Source organism: Flavobacterium sp., from assembly GCF_031409475.1.
Taxonomy (GTDB): domain Bacteria; phylum Bacteroidota; class Bacteroidia; order Flavobacteriales; family Flavobacteriaceae; genus Flavobacterium.
Map to the genome: position 1 here is coordinate 1 of NZ_JANNXH010000027.1, position 21114 is coordinate 21114.

Here is a 21114-nt window from a genome sequence, read left to right on the forward strand (position 1 = left end):
ATGGCTGGACGAGGTTCCAGATTAAGACCGCACACATTAACCATTCCGAAACCCTTAATTCCCATTGCTGGAAAACCTATCGTTCACCGTTTAGTCGAAGATATTGCTGGGGTTTTAAATCAAGATATCGAAGAAATCGCCTTTATCATTCACGAAAGTTTTGGCAAAAAAGTAGAAGAAGATTTAATCGCAATTGCTCAAAAGTTAGGTGCACGAGGAACAATATATTATCAAAATGAAGCGCTTGGAACGGGACACGCCATTATGTGTGCCAAAGACTCTTTGAGCGGACCAGCCGTTATTGCTTATGCCGACACCTTGATTCGTGCCGATTTCGATTTAGATCAAAATGCCGACAGCGTGATTTGGGTTAAAAAAGTAGATCAACCAGAAGCTTTTGGCGTAGTCAATTTAAACGAAGCAAATCAAATCATTGAACTAGTAGAAAAACCCAAGGAATTTGTCTCTGATCTTGCCGTTATTGGGATTTATTATTTTAAAGATGTAGCGGTTTTAAAAAACGAACTGCAATACGTGTTAGACAATAATATAATTCACGGCGGAGAATATCAAATTAATGACGGAATAAAGCAAATGATGGCAAAAGGCATGAAATTTGTACCTGGAGAAGTCGCTGAGTGGATGGATTGTGGCAATAAAAATGTAACAGTAGAAACAAACTCTAGAATGTTAGGTTTTTTGCACAACGATGGAGAACATTTAGTCGATTATGACGTTAAGTTAGAAAACGCATCAATAATTCCACCGTGTTATATTGGGCAAGATGTGGTATTGATAAATACAACAGTGGGGCCAAATGTTTCTTTAGGAAAAGGATGTCACGTTATTAATAGTTCGATAAAAAACAGTTTAGTACAAACTCACGCTCACATAAAAAACGCCAATTTAGACAACGCCATGATAGGAAATCACGCCAGTTTTGATGGTAATTTTACCAGTATTAGTATAGGAGATTATTCGGTGTTGGAATAGTATTTTATTTCCTGCAAGGTCTTTTTTTGACCTTGTAGGTATTCAAAAAACAATGAGAAAAACATTTTTCATAATTATCTTTTTCGTTTTGCTTTGCAATTCTGCAATTGTATTGGCACAAACCGAACCAGAAGAAATAAAATTGGACTCGGATAAATTTCAGGACTATTTTTATGAATCCCTATTGCAAAAAGGAATAGAAAATTACGACAAAGCTATAGTTGCATTGGAAAATTGTTTAACTATAAAACCTAATGATGCAACTATATATTTCGAAATAGGGAAAAATCAATTAGCCTTAAAAGACTATCGAAATGCTTATTTTTCATTCGAAAAAGCAACACAAATCGATTCGAAAAACAAGTGGTTTTGGGTAGGAATGTATGACGTGAATTATAAAACTAACGATTATAACCAGGCCATAATCACAATTAATAAACTTATAGAATTTGATCCAAAATACAAAGAAGACTTAGTTTCATTATACATGAATTCAAGGCAATTTGACAAAGCTTTGGCGCTTATAAATGAATTAAATGACAGTATTGGAAAAACAGAAAAAAGAGAATTTTACAAATCACAAATTTTATCGGAAGGGAAATATCAAAATGCAGAAATTGCCAATCTAATTTCTCAAATAAATAAAAACCCAAAAGAAGAGTCTAATTACCTGACGCTCATTCATTTGTACACGGTAGGCAATCAAGAGGAAAAGGCGAATGAGATTGAAAAAAAATTAGAAGTAGAAATTCCTACTTCTATTTGGGCGCAAGCGAGCGCTTTTAAAAATTATTTAGACAAAAATGATGCCCCAAAAGCAATAAATACAATGAATAATGTGTTGGCCAGTTCTAAAATTGATTCTAAAATAAAACATAGAATGCTCAACGAGTTTCTGATTTATGTTAATAAAAACCCACAATATTCAGCCGATTTAGAAAAAGCAATATCTTTTTTTGATACAGATAAAGAAGTAAATGTTTCCAAGGAAATTGGAAAATATTATTACAACAAGAAACAATGGGAAAGAGCCATTTACTATTTCGAACAAGATTTAAAAAAGAATTCCAGTCCAGATATTGAAACTAATCTACTATTGATTGAAGCTTATATTGAAACAAAAAAACCTGAATTTGCTGCTAGAAAAGCAACCGAAATGATTGAAATATTTCCATCTCAACCACAGTTTTATTATTATTCTGGCAAGTCTAATAATCAATTAAAGCAGTTTAAAAATGCAAAGGAAATTCTCGAAATGGGACTGGATTATTTAGTCGACGATATTCCTTTAGAAATTAATTTCAATAACCAACTTAGCGAAGCATACAATGGATTGGGAGATATTAAAAATAAAGAAAAATACTTGATGAAGGCCAATCAACTATTAAAAAAACAATAAACAATGAACAAATATCTTGTAATAATATTCGTAATTTTTCTAATTGGCTGCAAGTCAAAATCGGTATTGGTCGATAAGCCAAAACCAGAAACGGGCATAACTACGACTAACATAATAGAAAATTATTACAACAATAAAAATGAATTTTCTACATTATACATAAAGTCAAATGTACAATATACGGATGAAAAACAAACACAAAGTGTTACAGCAGAAATAAAAATTAAAAAAGACAAACTTATATTAGTAAGCATTCGGTTTTTAGGAATTACTATGGCCAAAGCATTGATTACACCAACATCAGTAAGCTATTATGAAAAAATAAATGGGGATTATTTTGAAGGTGATTTTAGTTCATTAAGTCAATGGCTGGGAACAGATTTAGACTTTAATAAAATTCAAAATATGTTATTGGGTCACGCAATAGATAATTTAAAAGAAGGAAAATATACTCAAACAGTTATGGACCAAACCTATAGATTAGATGCTATTTCGAATGAAAACACAAAAAAAACGTTCTATTTTGACAATCAAAATTTTAATATCAAAAAACAAGAAATCACACAAATCCTAGAAGAAAGAATGTTTCAAGCAGATTATTCAAATTATAAATCGTTTGGCGAAATAATTTTACCTTTAACCATCAATATTGATGCCTACCAAAAAAGTAAAAAGACAGAAATTAATTTGAATTACAATACCGTAACGTTCAACGAAGAACTTTCTTTTCCTTATAATGTACCGGATGGGTACACAAGAATTTTAATTAAGTAAATTTGCACAAATAGATATTAATATGCCAAAATTCCTCCTTAGTCTAATTTTTTTAAGTATGACTTCATTTTTATGGAGTCAAGAAAGTCCACAAGAAAAATTAGAACAGCGCAAAGCACAAATCCAAAAAGAAATTCGAGATAACGAAGTCCTGTTACAATCCGTTAAGAAAAAAGAGAAATCTGCCGTGAATGTAATTGTAATTCAAAGTAATAAAATTAAACTCAAAGAAAAACTGATAAACACCACCGAAAAGCAAACTAAATTGCTTGGAAACGATATGTATATTAATCAGTTGCAAATCAACAAGTTAAATCGAGAGCTCAAAGTTTTAAAAGAGGATTATGGCAATATGATAGTAAAATCATACAAAAGTCGTTCAGAGGAAAGTAGAGCAATGTTTTTACTCTCCTCCGAAAGTTTTCTACAGGCTTATAAACGAGCACAGTATATGAAACAATATACAAATTATAGAAAACTACAAGGAGAAGAAATAAAATCAAAATCAAGTCAGCTTGTTGATTCAAATGATAAACTTAATGTTCAAAAAACAGCCAAACAAAAACTAATAAATGAAAATGAAAAAGAACGAATTTCCCTTTTGAAAGAAAAAAGCGAACAACAAATACTTGTTAATTCAATCAAAAAGGATAAAAATAAAATTGCGTCGGAAATAAAGAAAAAGCAACAAGAATCAAGAGCGATAGACAGACAAATCGACAGATTAATTCGTGAAGCCATCGCAGAAGCTAATAGAAAAACGGCTGCAGAAAACGCAAAAGCAAATCCAAAAGCACCGGTTTCTGTAACTCCTATATCTTCATCAAAAATTGTATTAACTCCAGAATCAAAAATATTAGCCGATAACTTCAAGGCAAATAGAGGCAGATTACCATTTCCTGTTGAACGAGGTTTTATCTCTTTGGGTTATGGAGATCAACCACATCCGCAATTTAAATCATTAACTATTCACAACAGTGGTGTAGAAATCACAACAGAACAAGGAACAAATGCAAGAGCGGTTTTTGACGGAGAAGTTACAAGCGTACAACGAACAACTCCTGTAACTATAGCTGTGGTTATTCAACATGGAGATTATTTCACAGTATATCAAAACTTAAGTTCGGTAAGTGTCAGCAAAGGGGATAAAGTCAATAGAAAACAAAGCATTGGAAAAATAAGAACCAATGGCGAAGGAAGAACGATTATTAAATTTTTAATTCTACAAAACACCACCTATAACAATCCTCAAAATTGGTTGTCTATGTGATCGTTTTTGTAAATGAATTCAAAAACAGCCCTTTTATATATAAAATTGGGCTGTTTTTATTTTAAAAAACGGTTATTTAAATGAGTTTCTGCGAAAGCAAAAAATTATATTTATGGCGTTTTATTGATAATTTTCTATCAAAACAGGTTTGCATTAAAATAGTTTGTATTTTTATTAAAGAATACGTCTAATTTAATAAAGTAAATTTATTATGGCTGAAAACTTAAATCATACAAATTCTTCATTGTATAGCGAAGACTTAGCTCCAATAACTTCTGATAAAAGAACGTGGACCACTTGGAATTATGCTGCATTATGGATAAGTATGAGTTTATGTATTCCGACCTATATGTTATCAAGTTCGTTGATTGAAGGCGGAATGAATTGGTGGCAAGCCATTTTGACAATATTTCTAGGCAATACAATTGTCCTCATTCCAATGCTATTAAACGGACATGCTGGAGCAAAATACGGCATTCCATTTCCGGTTTTTGCAAGAGCAAGTTTTGGAACCAAAGGTGCAAATATTCCAGCATTACTTCGTGCTATTGTAGCTTGTGGTTGGTTCGGAATTCAAACTTGGATAGGTGGATTTGCAATCTTTCAAATGCTGCGATTATGGATCCCAAGTATTGAAACGGTACCTCAAGTTTTCCCCGATTGGTTCGGATTGCAAACTGGTCCAGCAATTTGCTTTATTCTGTTTTGGCTGTTGAACATGTATGTCGTTTATTTAGGTGTTGATAGCATCAAAAAATTACTAGTTTTCAAAGCCATTTTTCTTCCTGTGGCTGCATTGGCGTTATTGTTTTGGGCAATCAGCGCAGCACATGGTTTGGGACCAATTTTGGAAATAAAATCTAAATTCACCAATTCGGTCGATTTTTTCCATTTCTTTTTTCCTGCCTTAACAGGAATGGTTGGTTTTTGGGCGACACTTTCTCTAAACATCCCTGATTTTACACGTTACGCGACATCGCAAAAAGCGCAAATCAAAGGACAAATTTATGGCTTACCAACCTCCATGACTTTGTTTGCTTTTGTAGGCGTAGTGGTTACTTCGGCAACAGCAATTGTATTTGGAACAACCATTTGGGATCCAGTTGTTTTGGCTTCAAAATTTGACAGCAAACTATTGGTAAGCGTGGCAATGATTGCAGTAGCAATATCCACATTAGCAACTAATATTGCGGCTAATATTGTAAGTCCAGCCAATGATTTTGCTAATTTATCCCCATCAAAAATCGATTTTAGAAAAGGCGGCTACATCACAGGAATCATCGGTATTTTAATTTTCCCATGGAAATTAATCGCTGATCCAACAGGTTATATTTTTACATGGTTAGTTGGTTATTCAAGTCTGCTTGGACCAGTAGGCGGAATTATGATTGTTGATTATTATTTTATAAAAAAACAAACATTACTAGTCGATGATTTATACAATTCGAAAGGGATTTACGCTTTTTCAAATGGGTTTAACACAAAAGCAGTTTGGGCTTTGTTACTTGGAATTTTACCCAATGTGCCAGGGTTTTTAGCAACAATTAAAGTTGTTGATGCTACTGTTTTTCCACAATGGATAACAGGTTTGTACAATTATGCTTGGTTTGTAGGGTTTGGAATTAGCGGATTTATTTATTGGATTGTAATGAAGAAAAAATAAAATATTTCACCCACATAGAAACATAGATTTTAAGATGTGAAAGTAACACATAAAAACAATTTTTTTTCGCATAGCGCTACAATCTTTGAAAAGCAAAGCGCCTTTTCAATATTTTAAAAATCTATGTTTCTATGTGGTTGAAAAAAGTATCAAAAAATAAAATTATGTCAATACTAATTAAAAACGCAAGAATAATAACTGCAACCGATGATTATGTTGCCGATATTTTCATTGAAAACGAAACGATTTCAGCCATTGGCAAAAACTTAAAAGTTACTGCGGATACCGAAATAAATGCCTCCGGAAAACTAGTTATGCCCGGCGGAATTGATCCACACGTGCATCTCGACATGCCATTCATGGGAACCTACAGCAGCGACAATTACGAAACCGGAACACGTGCCGCATTGTATGGCGGTACGACAACCGTGATTGATTTCATTCTGCAAACGCAAGGAAAAAGTTTACAATCAGCATTAAAAGATTGGAAAAGCCGAAGTGATAATAATGCCGTTGGCGACTACAGTTTTCACATGGCAGTAACCGATTTCAATAATGAAACCAAAAAAGAAATTCAGCATTTTATAGAAGTTGAAGGCATCACATCGTTCAAAACATTTATGGCGTATAAAGGCGCTTTGATGATTGATGACCGTCAGATGATTGGTCTGATGGAAGAAGTAAAAAAGCATGGCGGATTAATCAATGTGCACGCTACCAATGGCGACATGATTGATTACCTGATCCAAAAACATAGAGAAGAAGGCAAACTTTCGCCATTATACCATTACTTATCGCAACCCGAAGTCACAGAAGCAGAAGCCAGCGAGCGGTTTGTAGATATGGCAAATTATACGGGTTGCCCAGGTTACATTGTACATTTAACTTGCGAAGGTGCTTTAAATGCAGTGCGAAATGCAACCCGAAGAAACCAAAATTTATTCGTTGAAACTTGTATCCAATATTTGATTTTGGATGCCAGTTTGTATGAACAAAACTTTGAAGGAGCAAAATGGGTAATGTCGCCACCATTACGCGAAAAGAAAGATCAGGAAACGCTTTGGGCGGGATTAAATCAAGGTTTGGTTCAGGTAGTCGCAACCGATCATTGTCCATTCATGTGGGAACAAAAACTGATGGGGAAAGACGATTTCTCCAAAATCCCAAATGGACATCCCGCCATCGAAAACCGTATGGAATTGCTTTTCAGCGAAGGTGTAAACAAAGGTAGAATTACCTTGAACAAATATGTTGAAGTAGCTTCAACTAATGCCGCTAAAATCTTCGGCATGTTTCCAAAAAAAGGAACAATCGCCGTGGGGAGTGATGCTGATATAGTAGTATTTGATGCGAATGAAAAGCATACACTTTCAGCTAAAACGCATCATATGAATGTAGATTACAGTGGCTACGAAGGTTGGGAAGTAACCGGAAAAGTAAAAACCGTTTTGCTCCGAGGAAAAGTCGTAATCGATAATAACGAATGTAAAGTGCAAAAAGGCTACGGTCAATTTGTAAAACGAAACAAAGTAGCAGGAAAAATTTAATTGGTTGTTGGTTGAAAGTTGTTCGTTGTCGGAAAGACAAGTTAACCATCAACCATCAACTATAAACTATCAACTAAAAATGGCGCGAATAGTAAAATCAGGCTTAATTCAATTGAGTTTAGCCAAAACAGAAGGCGAAGGAACCATTCCCGAAATCATGGAAGCCATGGTGCAAAAACACATTCCATATATTGAAGAAGCGGGAAGACAAGGCGTTCAAATCTTGTGTTTTCAAGAAATTTTTAACACGCCTTACTTTTGCCCAGGACAAGACAGTGCTTGGTATGCATCGGCAGAACCTGTTCCTGGACCAACAACGGAACGAATGCAAGTCTATGCCAAAAAATATGACATGGTAATCATCGTTCCAGTTTATGAAAAAGACCAAGCCGGCGTTTTATACAACACTGCAGCTGTGATTGATGCCGATGGAACGTATTTAGGGAAATACCGCAAAAATCACATTCCACAAACAGGTGGATTTTGGGAAAAATTCTTTTTCAAACCAGGGAATTTAGGCTATCCTGTTTTCCAAACCAAATATGCTAAAGTCGGCGTTTACATTTGTTACGATCGGCATTTTCCAGACGGAGCAAGATGTCTTGGATTAAACGGTGCCGAAATAGTTTACAATCCATCAGCAACAACCGTGGGTCAATCCCAAAATTTATGGAAACTCGAACAACCAGCACACGCAGTTGCCAATGGTTATTTTATGGGTTGCATCAATCGTGTAGGAATTGAAAAACCTTGGAACTTGGGACGCTTTTACGGAACGTCTTATTTTGTAAATCCGTTGGGTGAAATTTTTGCGACTGCTTCCGAAGATAAAGACGAACTTTTGATAGCTGAATTTGATTTGGATTTAATCGAACAAATCAGAAGCAAATGGCAGTTTTACCGCGACCGAAGACCAGAAACTTATGGCGAAATCACAGCGCCTTAATAAATATTTACAAACTTGTCATCCCGACGAAGGAGGGAACTCAGAGATTCTTCCTGCGTCAGAATGACAAAAATCATAAAACCAACCACAATATGAGTATAAAAAATAACCGTTTAACCACAGCTGAATATCAGGAGAATTTCACCGATATTCATCCACCTTTTGAAACAAATGAAGCGGCTTTAATCGAAGCCAATCGTTGTTTATTTTGTTATGATCCGCCTTGTATGAAGTCGTGTCCAACATCGATTAATGTTCCAAAATTTATCAAACAAATCACAACCGAAAATCTAAAAGGTTCTGCTCATACCATTTTTTCATCCAACATAATGGGAGCAGGTTGTAGCAAAGTTTGTCCCGTAGAAAAATTATGCGAAGGTGCATGTGTCTATAATTTAATGCACGAAACACCAATTCATATTGCAAAACTCCAACGTTATTCCACCGAAAAAGCCATGGCAAACAACTGGCAATTATTCGAACGCAAACCATCCACAGGAAAACGAGTTGCTATAATTGGTGCTGGTCCAGCCGGATTAAGTTGCGCTCATACTTTGAGTCGTGAAGGAATTGATGTAACAATTTATGAAAAAGAAAGCAAAGGTGGAGGATTAATGACTTACGGAATTGCAGCTTATAAAGTAACTCCAGAATTTTGCCAAGATGAGGTAAATTATATAACTTCTGTTGGAGGAATCGACATTAAATACAATCAAGAATTAGGAAAAAATATTTCACTTGATGAATTACAACGAAATTACGATGCTATTTATTTAGCTTTTGGAGTTGGATTAGCGCGTCAATTAGAAATTTCTGGCGAACATTTAGAAGGTGTTGAAGATGCCATAAAATTTATTTACGAATTGAGAAATAATGACTATTCCAAAATTGCAGTTGGCGACAAAGTAGCTGTAATCGGAATGGGAATGACCGCTATCGATGCTGCAACGCAAGCCAAAAGATTAGGAGCAAGCGATGTGACTTTAGTTTATAGACGAACTCAAGATGAAATGCCGTGTACGGATCACGAATTAAATATCGCAAAATTAGACGGTTGCAAAATCATTTGGTTGGCATCTCCAAAAGAAATCAAAGGTGAAAACGGAAAAGTAACGCAATTGGTTTGCGACGTCATGAAATTGGGTGAACCCGATGCTAGTGGCAGAAGAAGCCCAATAGTTTCTGGTGAAACATTCACTTTAGATGTTGATATGGTCATCAAAGCCGCAGGGCAAATGCCTTTCGAAACTTTAGTAAACAGTAATTCATTTGAAAACAATAATGGAAAAATTACTGTAAAAGACAAATCAGCAACCAATCAAAAAGGGATTTTTGCTGGTGGTGATTGTGTCAATGGCGGGCGCGAAGTGGTCGATGCAGTGCAAGCTGGAAAAGATGGAGCACATTCAATTCTCAAATACATATTGGGATCAACTTATATAGAAGAACCAAAATCAACATTTAATAATTAATAAAAAGCCACAGATTAAATGATTTTCACAGATTGTTTTAATATCTAAAAGAAAATCCTTTTAATCTTTTTAATCAGTGGCAAAAAAACTTTAAATAATAAAAATATGGCAGATATATCAACCGATTTTTTAGGCATAAAATCACCCAATCCATTTTGGTTAGCCAGTGCGCCACCAACCGACAAATTAATAAATGTAGTTCGTGCTTTCGAAGCAGGTTGGGGCGGAGTTGTATGGAAAACATTAGGCTCACAAGTTAAAAATGTTTCCTCTCGTTACTCTTCTGTAAATTATGGTGGAAAGCGAATGATGGGTTTCAATAATATCGAACTCATCAGTGATCGACCTTTAGATATCAATCTTAAAGAAATTTTAGAAGTCGTAAAAATGTTTCCTGATCGAGCCATGATTGTTTCGCTTATGGCAGACAATGATAGAAAATCTTGGCACGAATTGATTATGAAATGTGAAGATGCAGGTGCGATGGGATTTGAACTCAACTTTGGTTGTCCACATGGAATGACCGAACGCGGAATGGGAGCAGCGGTAGGTCAAGATCCGGCCATTGCCAAAATGGTGGTGGAATGGGTAATGGAAAAAGCAACGATTCCCGTGATTACAAAATTAACACCCAACGTACATTCAGTAGTGCCAACAGCTCGTGGCGCAGTCGAAGGCGGAACGAATGCATTGAGTTTAATCAACACCATTCAAAGTGTTACAGGAGTAGATTTAGATACTTTAGTACCAAATCCTTATGTGGCTGGAAAAAGTGTTTTCGGTGGTTATTGCGGTCCAGCTGTGAAACCAATCGCCTTGAAAATGTTAACTACAATTGCACAAGATGATGTCGCTTCACGAGTTCCCATATCAGGAATTGGAGGCGTAAGTACATGGAAAGATGCAGTGGAGTTTATGCTTTTAGGAGCAACATCAGTACAAGTTTGCACAGCAGCCATGACTCATGGTTTCCGAATTGTAGAAGATATGTGCGAAGGATTAAACAATTGGATGGACGAAAAAGGATTCGAAAAAACGACAGATTTCATCGGAAAATCGGTAGAAAAAATCACCCATTGGGAAGATTTGGATATCAATTACCATCACATTGCCAAAATAGATCAGGATAAATGCATCCATTGCGGACTTTGTTACATTGCCTGCGAAGATACATCGCACCAATCCATCAATGTGGATAGAGGCAATCCATACAACCATTACACCGTAAAAGAAGAAGAATGTGTAGGTTGCAATTTGTGTAAATTGGTTTGTCCCGTCGACGAATGCATCACTATGGAAGAACATCGAGTTGCTCCAGAATATGTAAATTGGAAAGATTGGCAAGCACAAGGATTACCTTTGAATAATCATTAAAATTTGGGCGTGACCCGAAAAGGGTCGGGCTTTCCGTTACAATCTTGTTGTTGTGAGCTTGCTTCGCAAGATCACAACAACAAGGATTTTCACTGCAATCCCTCACGCGAACTAACCGTACTTATAAAACTATAAAATGAAAATAAACGCAACCCGACTCCAACAACACTTCGAAGCCATGAGCTTAATTGGTAAAATTGGCGAAACAGGAACCTGTCGACCAGCACATACCGCGTTGGAAAAACAAGGATTCGAAATTGCTTCCTCGTGGATGCAAGCTGCTGGAATGACAACCCGCATAGACAATTTCGGAAACTTAATAGGAAGACTCGAAGGAAAAAATCCAAATTTACCCGTTTTAATCATGGGTTCTCATCTCGATTCACAACCTTATGGCGGACGATTTGATGGCGTAGCTGGTGTTTTGTGTGCTATTGAAGTCGTTGCAACTTTATCCGAAAACAACATCGTTCCCGAACGAAGCATCGAAGTCATTTCCTTTGCCGATGAAGAAGGTTGGCGTTTCAACAAAGGATTATTTGGTTCGCGAGGCATTTTAGGAAAACTAGAAGAAGGCGAATTACTACGCGCAGATAAAGATGGAATTACACGCGAACAAGCGTTAAAGGATTTTGGTTGTGATATTACCAAATTTAAGGAGTCAGAATACAAGCAGGGAAGTATTTTTTGCTTCTTGGAATTACATATCGAACAAGGTCCGGTTTTGGATATGGCAAACAAACCTATTGGTGTAGTTTCAGGAATTTCAGGACCATTATGGTGGACAGTCAAACTCAAAGGAATGGCAGGACACACAGGTTCAGTTCCTATGCCAATCCGTAAAGACGCATTAGTGGGTGCTGCTGAAATTATTGTGGCAGTCAATGAAATTGCTACGCAGATTCCCGGTGCGCCAACCGTTGGTACAGTTGGAACCATCAATGTTTTTCCAGCATCAAGAAATATTATTCCTGAAGAAGTAACGTTTACCGTTGACCTGCGCGACATTGATTTGGACAGAAGAAACCGCTACGAAATACAATTGCTTGATAGAATTGATGCTATTTGTACCAAACATCATTTAACCTACGAAATCTCTGAAGATACCAAAAGTGATCCGCGTTATTGTGCCAATTGGATTAAGCAAATTATTCATGCTGAATGTGAAAAATTACAACTAGACGCACCTGAATTAATGAGTGGACCATTTCACGATGCACTGGCACTTTCTTACGCCTGTGATTACGGAATGATATTCGTGCGCTGCAAAGACGGCATCAGTCATAATCCGTTAGAATATTCTTCCTATGAAGATTTGGCAATTGGCGCGAACGTGATGTTGGGAACCGTTGTTGGGATTTTGAATAGATAGGGAATAATAGTTAAACAATTTTCACGGGTTCGATACAATATTTAAATTGCAAAAAGGATGAAACAATTATGGCTGTTTAGTGTAAGGACATATATTAGAGCAGGATTGTTTTTTTATTTTAAAGAGATAAAAACTATTAATGCTCATAACATTCCTATAAACAAGCCGGTATTACTGCTTCCCAATCATCAAAACGCGTTGTTAGATGCACTCTTGATTGCCACACAAACAAAACGACCTGCCTATTTTTTAACTCGAGCAGGTGCTTTTAATAACCCGATTGCAGCTTCTATTTTAAAAAGTTTAAACATGTTGCCTGTTTATAGAATAAGAGACGGTTGGAAAACGGTATCTAAAAACAATTCTGTTTTTAAAACATGCAGTGAGTTATTACTTCAAAATAAATGTGTCGTTATTTTCCCCGAAGGCAGCCATAATATCAATAGAACTGTAAGAAATTTAAGCAAAGGATTTACTCGTTTAGTATTTGATACAATAGCTACAAATAAAGAATGTGATTTGCAATTGGTGCCTATAGGATTTAATTATATAAAACCCGAAGACGCCATGGATAGTGTTGCCATATATGTTGGTAAACCGTTACAAGCTAAAGACTATTCTCAAGGCGAAAGACACACAATGACACTGGCACTTAAAAACGACATGCAAAAACAGCTAAGTATATTAACCACTCATATAGACTCGGATTTTTACCAAGAAACAATTAATAAATTAGATACTCTAGGAGTTGACTATTTAAATCCAATAGTAGTAAATGAGTGTATTAATTCAGGGTTTACCATTTGTGAAAAAGAGCCGAAAAAAAAGCTAATATTACTTAAAAAAGGATTAAAATCAGCAATGATATTTACTTTATTTCCGCCTTATTTAATATGGAAATTTCTTGTTGAACCAAAAATCGAAGATATAGAATTTAGAGCTACGTTTAGATTTGCTATTGGCATAACTTTAGTTCCCTTGTGGTTGCTTGTGCTTTTTATAATAGTTACATTTATTATTAACATACAAGTTGCTTCTCTGTTAATTATAAGTAGTTTGTTAATTTCTTTATTAGCAGTAAAATTATAATTTTCCGATAAAGACAATAATAATTCTATAATCCAAAAAATAAAAAAAGGCTATCATTTCTGATAGCCTTTCTGCTTTTGCTCCCTCTCTTGGGCTTCCCGAAATCCGCTGCGCTACTTCGGGATGAACTTCTCGCCCAAAACAATAGGCATAAAAAAAAGAGTAACATTTTCATGTTACTCTTTTATTGCTCCCTCTCTTGGGCTCGAACCAAGGACCCTCTGATTAACAGTCAGATGCTCTAACCAACTGAGCTAAGAAGGAAAGTGTATTTCACTTTTAAAGCGGTGCAAATATAGGGCTTAATTTATTTGATGCAAACAAAAATTAATTTTTTTTAATTTTTTTTTATTTACCAACAATTGCCTTATAAATATCGTTTCCATTAGCAAATAAAAGCAATGAGATAAGTAATACGAAACCAACCATTTGGGCGTTTTCTAAAAATTTATCACTTGGTTTTTTGCCAGAAATCATTTCGTATAATAAAAACATAACATGTCCGCCATCAAGCGCAGGAATTGGCAATAAATTCATAACACCAAGCATAATCGACAATAAAGCCGTTATATTCCAGAAAACTTCCCAACTCCATGAGCTTGGAAAAATATTGAAAATAGCGGCAAAACCACCTACTTGTTTGTAAGCTTTGGTTTCTGGATTGAAAATCATTTTTAATTGTTTGCCGTAACCCAGCAATTGATTTTTCCCTTTTTCAATTCCAAAGGGAATCGATTCAAAAAAACTAAATTCTTGCTTACTTATTTTATAATAGCCTAATTTCTCTAGAGATTCTATATCTAAACCCGCCATTTGAACTCCTAATTTTCCTGCTGGATTAACAATTACTGGGATTTGTACTTCTTTTTGATTGCGGAGCACTACAGCAGTAATAGTTTTGTTTTTATGACTTTGTAAAACGGCTTTTAATTCATCAAAATATTTTGTTTTTTGTCCGTTTAGCGATACAATTACGTCTTTAGACAATAACGTTTTATTTGGAGATTCATCCGTAACAGCACTAACAACAAAAGGCATTCTAATAGTTACCAAAGGTGATTTTTCTTGTTTTGATAATTGATCTACAAAATCAATAGGCATTTTGATAGTTAGTTGCGCTCCATTTCTTTCGATAAGAACTTCCTTTGCCATAATGATTTTCATGTTGATGTCATTGTCAAATTTTACAATTTGGTCACCATCACAAGAAATGATTTTATCTCCAGTTTTAAACCCAGCTTTCAGCATTGCTTTATTTTCAATCAAAAGACCGTCTTTCAAATCTGCATTGGCAACATACGTATCTCCATAAGCAAAAGCCATCCCAATGTAAATAACAAAGGCCAAAATAAAATTAACCGTTACACCACCAAGCATAATTATTAATCGTTGCCAAGTTGGTTTAGAACGAAATTCCCACGGTTGTGGCGGCAATGCCATTTGTTCTTTGTCCATGCTTTCGTCAATCATACCCGAAATTTTGACATAACCACCAAGTGGCAACCAGCCAATTCCGTATTCGGTTTCGCCAATTTTCTTTTTAAATAAGGAATATTTAATATCAAAAAACAAGTAGAATTTTTCTACTCTAGTTTTAAATAATTTTGCAGGAATAAAATGCCCTAATTCGTGTAGTATGATGAGTAATGATAAGCTCAATAAAAATTGAGAAAGCTTGATAACTATTTCCATTTTTTTGTCATTGCGAGGAGCGAAGCAATCTCATCCTCTTATTAATTTAATTTTATAACGCACAAAAGTAAGGTTTTCTATTTTAGTTCCAAAGGTTTACTTTTATGCCAGACTATAATTATTTGTTAATAATTGTGTCATTTCCTTTTTTAGTTAGCAAGTTGTCCATTATTTTTACTCAAATTATAACAGTTATGCAAAAAATAAAAACCTCATTACTGTCTTACGGAATGTCAGGAAAAGTATTTCACGCCCCATTTATTGCCCTTCATCAAGGTTTTGAACTCGCTGGTTCATGGGAAAGAAGCAAAAATTTGATACAAATAGATTATCCAAATGCGAAAAGTTATCCAACTCTCGAATCGATTTTAGAAGATAAAACCATTGATTTAGTAATCGTAAACACGCCAGTTGAAACCCATTTTGAGTATACTAAAAAAGTACTTCAAGCCGGAAAACATGCTTTGGTCGAAAAAGCATTTACCACAACACTCGCCGAAGCACATGAATTAGCAGCTTTGTCCAAAGAAAAAAAATTAAAACTAGCCGTTTTTCAAAACCGAAGATGGGACAGTGATTTCAAAACGGTCACCAAAATTATTTCGGAAAAATTATTGGGCCAAATTGTAGAAGCCGAGTTTCATTTTGACCGTTATAATCCTAATTTAAGTCCAAAACAGCATAAGGAAACTGCCAATTCTGGTGCGGGAATTCTCAAAGATTTAGGCCCACATTTAATCGATCAAGCTTTGTTTTTATTTGGTTTACCCAAAGCTGTTTTTGCCGATATTCGCATCACACGACACGGTTCACTAGTTGATGATTGTTTCGATATTTTACTCTATTACGCTGACTTTAGAGTCCGACTCAAAGCAGGATTTTTTGTTCGAGAGAGTATTCCGGCTTATATTATTCAGGGTACAAAAGGCTCTTTTTTAAAATCCCGTGGCGATGTTCAAGAAGAGGATTTAAAACTAGGAAAAAAAACCAATACGAAAAATTGGGGAAAGGAATCCGAGGAAAACCAAGGATTATTACACACCGAAATCGACGGAAAAATCATAAAAGAAAAAATCGAAACTCTTGCGGGAAATTATTACGATTTTTTTGAAGGTTTACACCAAAGTATTACAAACAACACCATCGAACCCGTAACAGCTCAGGAAGGCGCAAACGTCATGCAAATTATTGAAGCTGCAATTCAAAGCAACACAAAGAAAATCGCAATAAATTTATAAACAATAACGATGTAATTTTCAACGGATTAGTTCGCTTTTCAAAAAAGTAGCTGGTTTTTTGTAATTTTGATACATCAAATTTTTAACTTCATCGGTTTTGATAAATCTAAATTTTATAAATTGGTTTAAAACCAAAGCAAAATATAAAAAAACCTATAAAAATGCCAAAGCGTCGTACCTCAATAGAGTTCGTTGGGCAGTTTCGATGTTTTATTTTGGTTTGGGATTGTGTTTTTCCACTTGGGCAAGCAGAATTCCCGACATTAAAACCGCATTGCATCTTGGTTCAGGCGATTTAGGACTTATTTTATTCGCATTACCCGTTGGACAATTGCTTGTTATGCCTTTTTCAGGAAAATTAGTAACCCGTTTTGGGAGTCATCGCATACTTTTTATAACCTTATTTTTTTACGCTTTTAGTTTGACAAATATTGGTCTCGCCACAAACTCTTGGCAATTAGCATTGGCTTTGGTGCTTTTTGGAATTTTCGGGAATGTATGCAATATCGCCCTGAATACTCAAGGAGTTTACGCCGAAGTTTTGTTCAAAAAAACCATAATGGGTTCGTTTCACGGCACGTGGAGTTTTGCGGGATTTACAGGAGCATTTGTAGGTTTAGGAATGTTAGCACTGCAGCTTTCGCCTTACATTCATTTTATAATAGTTGCAGGAATAGTGATTTTGATAATGGTTTTTAATTATAAATTTTTAATTAAAGCAAAAGAAACTTTGGTAACCCAAAAAAAGAAATTATTTACAAAACCAGACAAAGAGTTGATCTGGTATGGTGTAATTGGATTTTGTTGCATGGCCAGCGAAGGCGTTATGTTTGATTGGAGCGGCGTTTATTTTAAAGATGTGGTCAAAGCTCCAGGTGCTTTAGTTATTTTGGGCTACACTTCGTTTATGATTATGATGGCAAGCGGCAGATTTCTAGGCGATGGATTAATATATAAATTTGGCAAACGCAAAGTCCTACAGATTAGCGGAATCATGATTTCTATTGGGCTTTTCACATCAGTGTTTTTCCCGTATTTAATTCCGTCAACGCTTGCTTTTATGGTTGTTGGGTTAGGTGTTGCCTCTGTGGTTCCAACACTTTATAGTTTAGCAGGAAAAAACAAAACCGTTCCTCCAGGCGAAGCTTTGACCATAGTTTCGAGTGTTAGTTTTTTAGGATTTTTATTAGGACCACCAGTTATTGGTTACATTGCAGAACTATCGAGTTTGCGATTTTCATTTGCATTTATTGGCATTTTTGGGTTTATGATTGCATTGATGGTTTCAAAAATTAAGGAGATCGAGTAGTTTTATAAACCCACAACTCTTTAAAGTACCTAGCAAATCACTAAATTTGCATTCTTATTTAAAGACATGTTAGAAAAAGAAACAATAAATTTCGAAAAAACCGCAATCGTTGGCATCGTTACTCAAAACCAAAGTGAGGAGAAACTAAAAGAATATCTCGACGAGTTGGAGTTTTTGACTTTTACAGCTGGTGGTGAAGTGGTAAAACGTTTTTCACAAAAAATGGAACGACCTAATCCAAAGACTTTCGTTGGAACCGGAAAAATAGAGGAAATTCATCTTTTTGTAAAAGAAAATAACATCTCGACCTTAGTCTTTGATGACGAATTATCACCTTCGCAACAAAAAAATATTTCCAAAATTATCGATTGTAAAATCTTGGATAGAACGCATCTTATTTTGGATATTTTTGCTCAAAGAGCCGAAACTTCGTATGCGAGAACACAAGTAGAACTCGCACAATGTCAATATTTATTGCCCCGACTTTCCGGAATGTGGACACACCTTGAACGCCAAAAAGGAGGAATCGGAATGCGTGGTCCAGGAGAAACAGAAATAGAAACTGACAGACGAATTGTTCGGGATAGAATTGCTTTACTAAAAGAAAAAATCAAAACCATCGATAAACAAATGGGTGTGCAACGCGGCAATCGTGGTGCTATGGTTCGTGTGGCTTTGGTAGGTTATACAAATGTTGGAAAATCAACTTTGATGAATGCCGTTGGTAAAAGTGATGTTTTTGTTGAGAACAAACTTTTTGCAACTTTAGACACAACCGTTCGAAAAGTGGTGATAAAAAACTTGCCATTTCTGCTTTCGGATACGGTAGGATTTATTCGAAAATTACCCACACAATTGGTAGATTCGTTCAAAAGTACGCTTGATGAGGTTCGTGAAGCTGACTTATTATTGCACATTGTAGATATTTCGCATCCTGAATTCGAAGATCATATTGCATCAGTAAATCAAACTTTATTGGATATAAAAGCCAACAATAAGCCCGTGATTATGGTTTTTAATAAAATTGATGCGTACAAACATTTGACCATTGATGAGGATGATTTAATCACCGAAAAAACACCTCGACATTTCACGCTTGACGAATGGAAAACCACTTGGATGTGTCGTGTAGGCGAAGAAAACGCCTTATTTATTTCGGCTACACAAAAAGAAAATTTCGAAGAATTTCGGGAACGCGTTTACGAAGCCGTGAGACAAATTCACATTACACGATTTCCATACAACAAGTTTTTATATCCAGATTATAAGGATGCAGTGGAGAAGGAAGAGTAATAATCCTCTCTCTAACTCTCTCCAAAGGAGAGGGAAAAGTAGTCGAAAAAAATCAATAATTTTGGCTTTAGATTTTTGAAAATCATGTTTAATTTTGTCATTCTGACGCAGGAAGAATCTCATTTTTTGCTCACGTTTGTTGGGATTCTTCCTGCGTCAGAATGACAAATAGGAGGTTATTTCTTGTGGTAATTCCGAGGCTTCGGTTCAAACCAAAAATTGCAACTATTCAATTTTAAAACCCAAAATTAACACCCAAACCAAATACTTCTCGAACTTGCACCGCTTTCACGGAATTGTCGTCATAAATGGCTTGCAGAGCAACATTGGCGGACAAGTATTTGTTGATTTTCATAACCAAACTCATTTGGTAGTCAATATCTATATTTTGTGGGTTTTCTAAATAATTAGAATACAAATTCAACCGGTTTTCAATCGACACATTCGTCATCACATTTACTTTGTAATAACCTGAAATACTGGCTCCAAATTCAAAACGAGACGTATCGCCTTGTTGTACTCCAAATGAAGGGACGAATTCAGTAAAATGATTGTGAACTAGAATCATTTTTGCAGTTGCTGGCGCAAAATTGACGCTTACATTATCATTTTTTTTCCACAACATTCCCGGTCCAAATTGAAAATAAGCAGGCGAGAAAAAATGAGAAAGCCGAACTGCATTTTTGTCTAAACCAGCGTCCATTTGTGTTTTGAAATTAAAAAACACAGAATAATACCAATTCCCTGAAGCTTTCTTGCCCCAAAGCGAGTTTAATTCTAATCTATCATCCGTTTTTGCAGTTCTTTCGGCGTCTTTTATTTTGGTTAAACCGTAAGCCACAATCAGCTTGTTGTCCCAAACTACACCATCTTTTTTATAATTGAAATCATAATTAATATCAAAATTTCCAGCAATGTTTGAAGTACCGCCAGCCAACCATTCTTTGTTAAAAGCTGATTGGTTCAATAGTAAAGTAAAAGTTCCTTTTTTTGTCCAAAGTTTCGTGGTGTCTTTTACAACTTCTTGTGCCTTTACAGAAATCAGTATCAATAAAAATGCGGAAGTTAGAATTATTTTTTTCATGTTTTTAGGATATGTTGTTTCGCAAATATACTAAAAACAGTTAAATAGCAGGAAGTACTTTTTTTAGAAAAAAAAGAAATTTATTTTTTGGAAGCTTTAAAAAGCGGCACAGCTGAACAGGCTTCGCCATACATGATACTTCTTGCAAAAGGCTGTAAATAATGAGCTGCCAAGACATAAGCACGCATTGGCACCGGTTTTTTAGAACAACCTTTTATGATAACAGGCTTGTTTTCATAAACCGAATAATCAATTTTAGAAAGCAATTCTTCGTATAATGACGCTTCTAAATCTTCTTGGTTTCCGTTGATAATTTTAGTAGCAAAAGGCGCTAATTGAATCGCGACCAGAATCGAAGCCCAAGCTGGAACAATAGCATCTGTCCCACAATTGATGGCTACATATTGTCCTTGATATTGCGCCCAATTGTGATTTTTTAGGTGTTCTCTAAAGTCTTTTTCTTTTAATAAAAAACCGTCTAAAAGCCAACCAGAAATATCTATTTGCGCACGTATTCCTTTTGGATAATAATCTTCGAGATCGAAAACTTCCAAAACGCTATTGGCAACTTTATTTACAATTTCTTCCATATAAAAGAT

At 35.4% G+C, this 21114-nt stretch carries 17 protein-coding genes and 1 tRNA gene; 14 read left to right on the plus strand and 4 right to left on the minus strand.

Going from position 1 to position 21114, the window contains the following annotated elements; genetic code table 11:
- The 11 genes from RMO53_RS05045 to RMO53_RS05095 form a co-directional block, all read left to right on the plus strand.
- Positions 1-993, plus strand: a 993-nt coding sequence (locus tag RMO53_RS05045; RefSeq protein WP_310378624.1) for a sugar phosphate nucleotidyltransferase, incomplete at its 5' end; no start/stop codon positions are given.
- 52 nt (positions 994-1045) lie between these two features.
- Positions 1046-2392: a tetratricopeptide repeat protein gene (locus RMO53_RS05050; RefSeq protein WP_310378626.1), complete on the plus strand. Its 1347-nt coding sequence runs from the start codon at positions 1046-1048 to the stop codon at positions 2390-2392.
- A gap of 3 nt (positions 2393-2395) precedes the next feature.
- On the plus strand, positions 2396-3166 hold the full coding sequence (locus tag RMO53_RS05055; protein WP_310378628.1) for a DUF4292 domain-containing protein: 771 nt from the start codon (positions 2396-2398) through the stop codon (positions 3164-3166).
- 22 nt (positions 3167-3188) lie between these two features.
- Positions 3189-4436: a peptidoglycan DD-metalloendopeptidase family protein gene (locus RMO53_RS05060; RefSeq protein ID WP_310378630.1), complete on the plus strand. Its 1248-nt coding sequence runs from the start codon at positions 3189-3191 to the stop codon at positions 4434-4436.
- Between the two features lie 211 nt (positions 4437-4647).
- Positions 4648-6099 carry an NCS1 family nucleobase:cation symporter-1 gene (locus tag RMO53_RS05065; protein ID WP_310378632.1) on the plus strand — a complete coding sequence of 484 codons (1452 nt, stop codon included), beginning with the start codon at positions 4648-4650 and terminating at the stop codon, positions 6097-6099.
- A 164-nt stretch (positions 6100-6263) separates the two neighbouring features.
- On the plus strand, positions 6264-7646 hold the full coding sequence (hydA, locus tag RMO53_RS05070; protein WP_310378634.1) for a dihydropyrimidinase: 1383 nt from the start codon (positions 6264-6266) through the stop codon (positions 7644-7646).
- A 79-nt stretch (positions 7647-7725) separates the two neighbouring features.
- Positions 7726-8592 carry a nitrilase-related carbon-nitrogen hydrolase gene (locus RMO53_RS05075; protein ID WP_310378636.1) on the plus strand — a complete coding sequence of 289 codons (867 nt, stop codon included), beginning with the start codon at positions 7726-7728 and terminating at the stop codon, positions 8590-8592.
- Positions 8593-8684: 92 nt separating this feature from the next.
- Positions 8685-10064: an NAD(P)-dependent oxidoreductase gene (locus RMO53_RS05080; protein WP_310378637.1), complete on the plus strand. Its 1380-nt coding sequence runs from the start codon at positions 8685-8687 to the stop codon at positions 10062-10064.
- Positions 10065-10169: 105 nt separating this feature from the next.
- Positions 10170-11438 carry an NAD-dependent dihydropyrimidine dehydrogenase subunit PreA gene (gene preA, locus RMO53_RS05085; RefSeq protein ID WP_310378639.1) on the plus strand — a complete coding sequence of 423 codons (1269 nt, stop codon included), beginning with the start codon at positions 10170-10172 and terminating at the stop codon, positions 11436-11438.
- 136 nt (positions 11439-11574) lie between these two features.
- On the plus strand, positions 11575-12810 hold the full coding sequence (locus RMO53_RS05090) for a M20 family metallo-hydrolase (protein ID WP_310378641.1): 1236 nt from the start codon (positions 11575-11577) through the stop codon (positions 12808-12810).
- A 57-nt stretch (positions 12811-12867) separates the two neighbouring features.
- Positions 12868-13899, plus strand: coding sequence for a 1-acyl-sn-glycerol-3-phosphate acyltransferase (locus RMO53_RS05095; RefSeq protein ID WP_310378643.1), 1032 nt, complete (start codon positions 12868-12870; stop codon positions 13897-13899).
- Positions 13900-14089: 190 nt separating this feature from the next.
- On the opposite strand, the gene RMO53_RS05100 is transcribed toward RMO53_RS05095, so the two are convergent.
- Both RMO53_RS05100 and rseP read right to left on the minus strand, forming a co-directional pair.
- Positions 14090-14163 (minus strand) — tRNA-Asn (locus RMO53_RS05100).
- An 84-nt stretch (positions 14164-14247) separates the two neighbouring features.
- Positions 14248-15591, minus strand: a complete 1344-nt coding sequence (gene rseP, locus RMO53_RS05105; RefSeq protein WP_310378645.1) for an RIP metalloprotease RseP — start codon at positions 15589-15591, stop codon at positions 14248-14250.
- A 194-nt stretch (positions 15592-15785) separates the two neighbouring features.
- Here rseP and RMO53_RS05110 point away from each other — a divergent pair, with 194 nt between their 5' ends.
- From RMO53_RS05110 to hflX, 3 genes are all read left to right on the plus strand, one after another.
- The gene (locus RMO53_RS05110) at positions 15786-16829 is read left to right on the plus strand and encodes a Gfo/Idh/MocA family oxidoreductase (protein WP_310378646.1); all 1044 of its coding nucleotides are present in this window, start codon (positions 15786-15788) and stop codon (positions 16827-16829) included.
- A gap of 97 nt (positions 16830-16926) precedes the next feature.
- Positions 16927-18138: an MFS transporter gene (locus RMO53_RS05115; protein WP_310378647.1), complete on the plus strand. Its 1212-nt coding sequence runs from the start codon at positions 16927-16929 to the stop codon at positions 18136-18138.
- A 66-nt stretch (positions 18139-18204) separates the two neighbouring features.
- The gene (gene hflX / locus RMO53_RS05120; protein ID WP_310378649.1) at positions 18205-19431 is read left to right on the plus strand and encodes a GTPase HflX; all 1227 of its coding nucleotides are present in this window, start codon (positions 18205-18207) and stop codon (positions 19429-19431) included.
- A gap of 235 nt (positions 19432-19666) precedes the next feature.
- Here hflX and RMO53_RS05125 read toward each other — a convergent pair whose 3' ends face one another.
- Together RMO53_RS05125 and RMO53_RS05130 are read right to left on the minus strand one after the other, a co-directional pair.
- Complete coding sequence (locus RMO53_RS05125; RefSeq protein ID WP_310378651.1) at positions 19667-20515, minus strand: DUF3078 domain-containing protein; 849 nt, start codon at positions 20513-20515, stop codon at positions 19667-19669.
- Positions 20516-20595: 80 nt separating this feature from the next.
- The gene (locus tag RMO53_RS05130; protein WP_310378654.1) at positions 20596-21105 is read right to left on the minus strand and encodes a DUF2480 family protein; all 510 of its coding nucleotides are present in this window, start codon (positions 21103-21105) and stop codon (positions 20596-20598) included.
- Positions 21106-21114 lie beyond the last annotated feature (9 nt).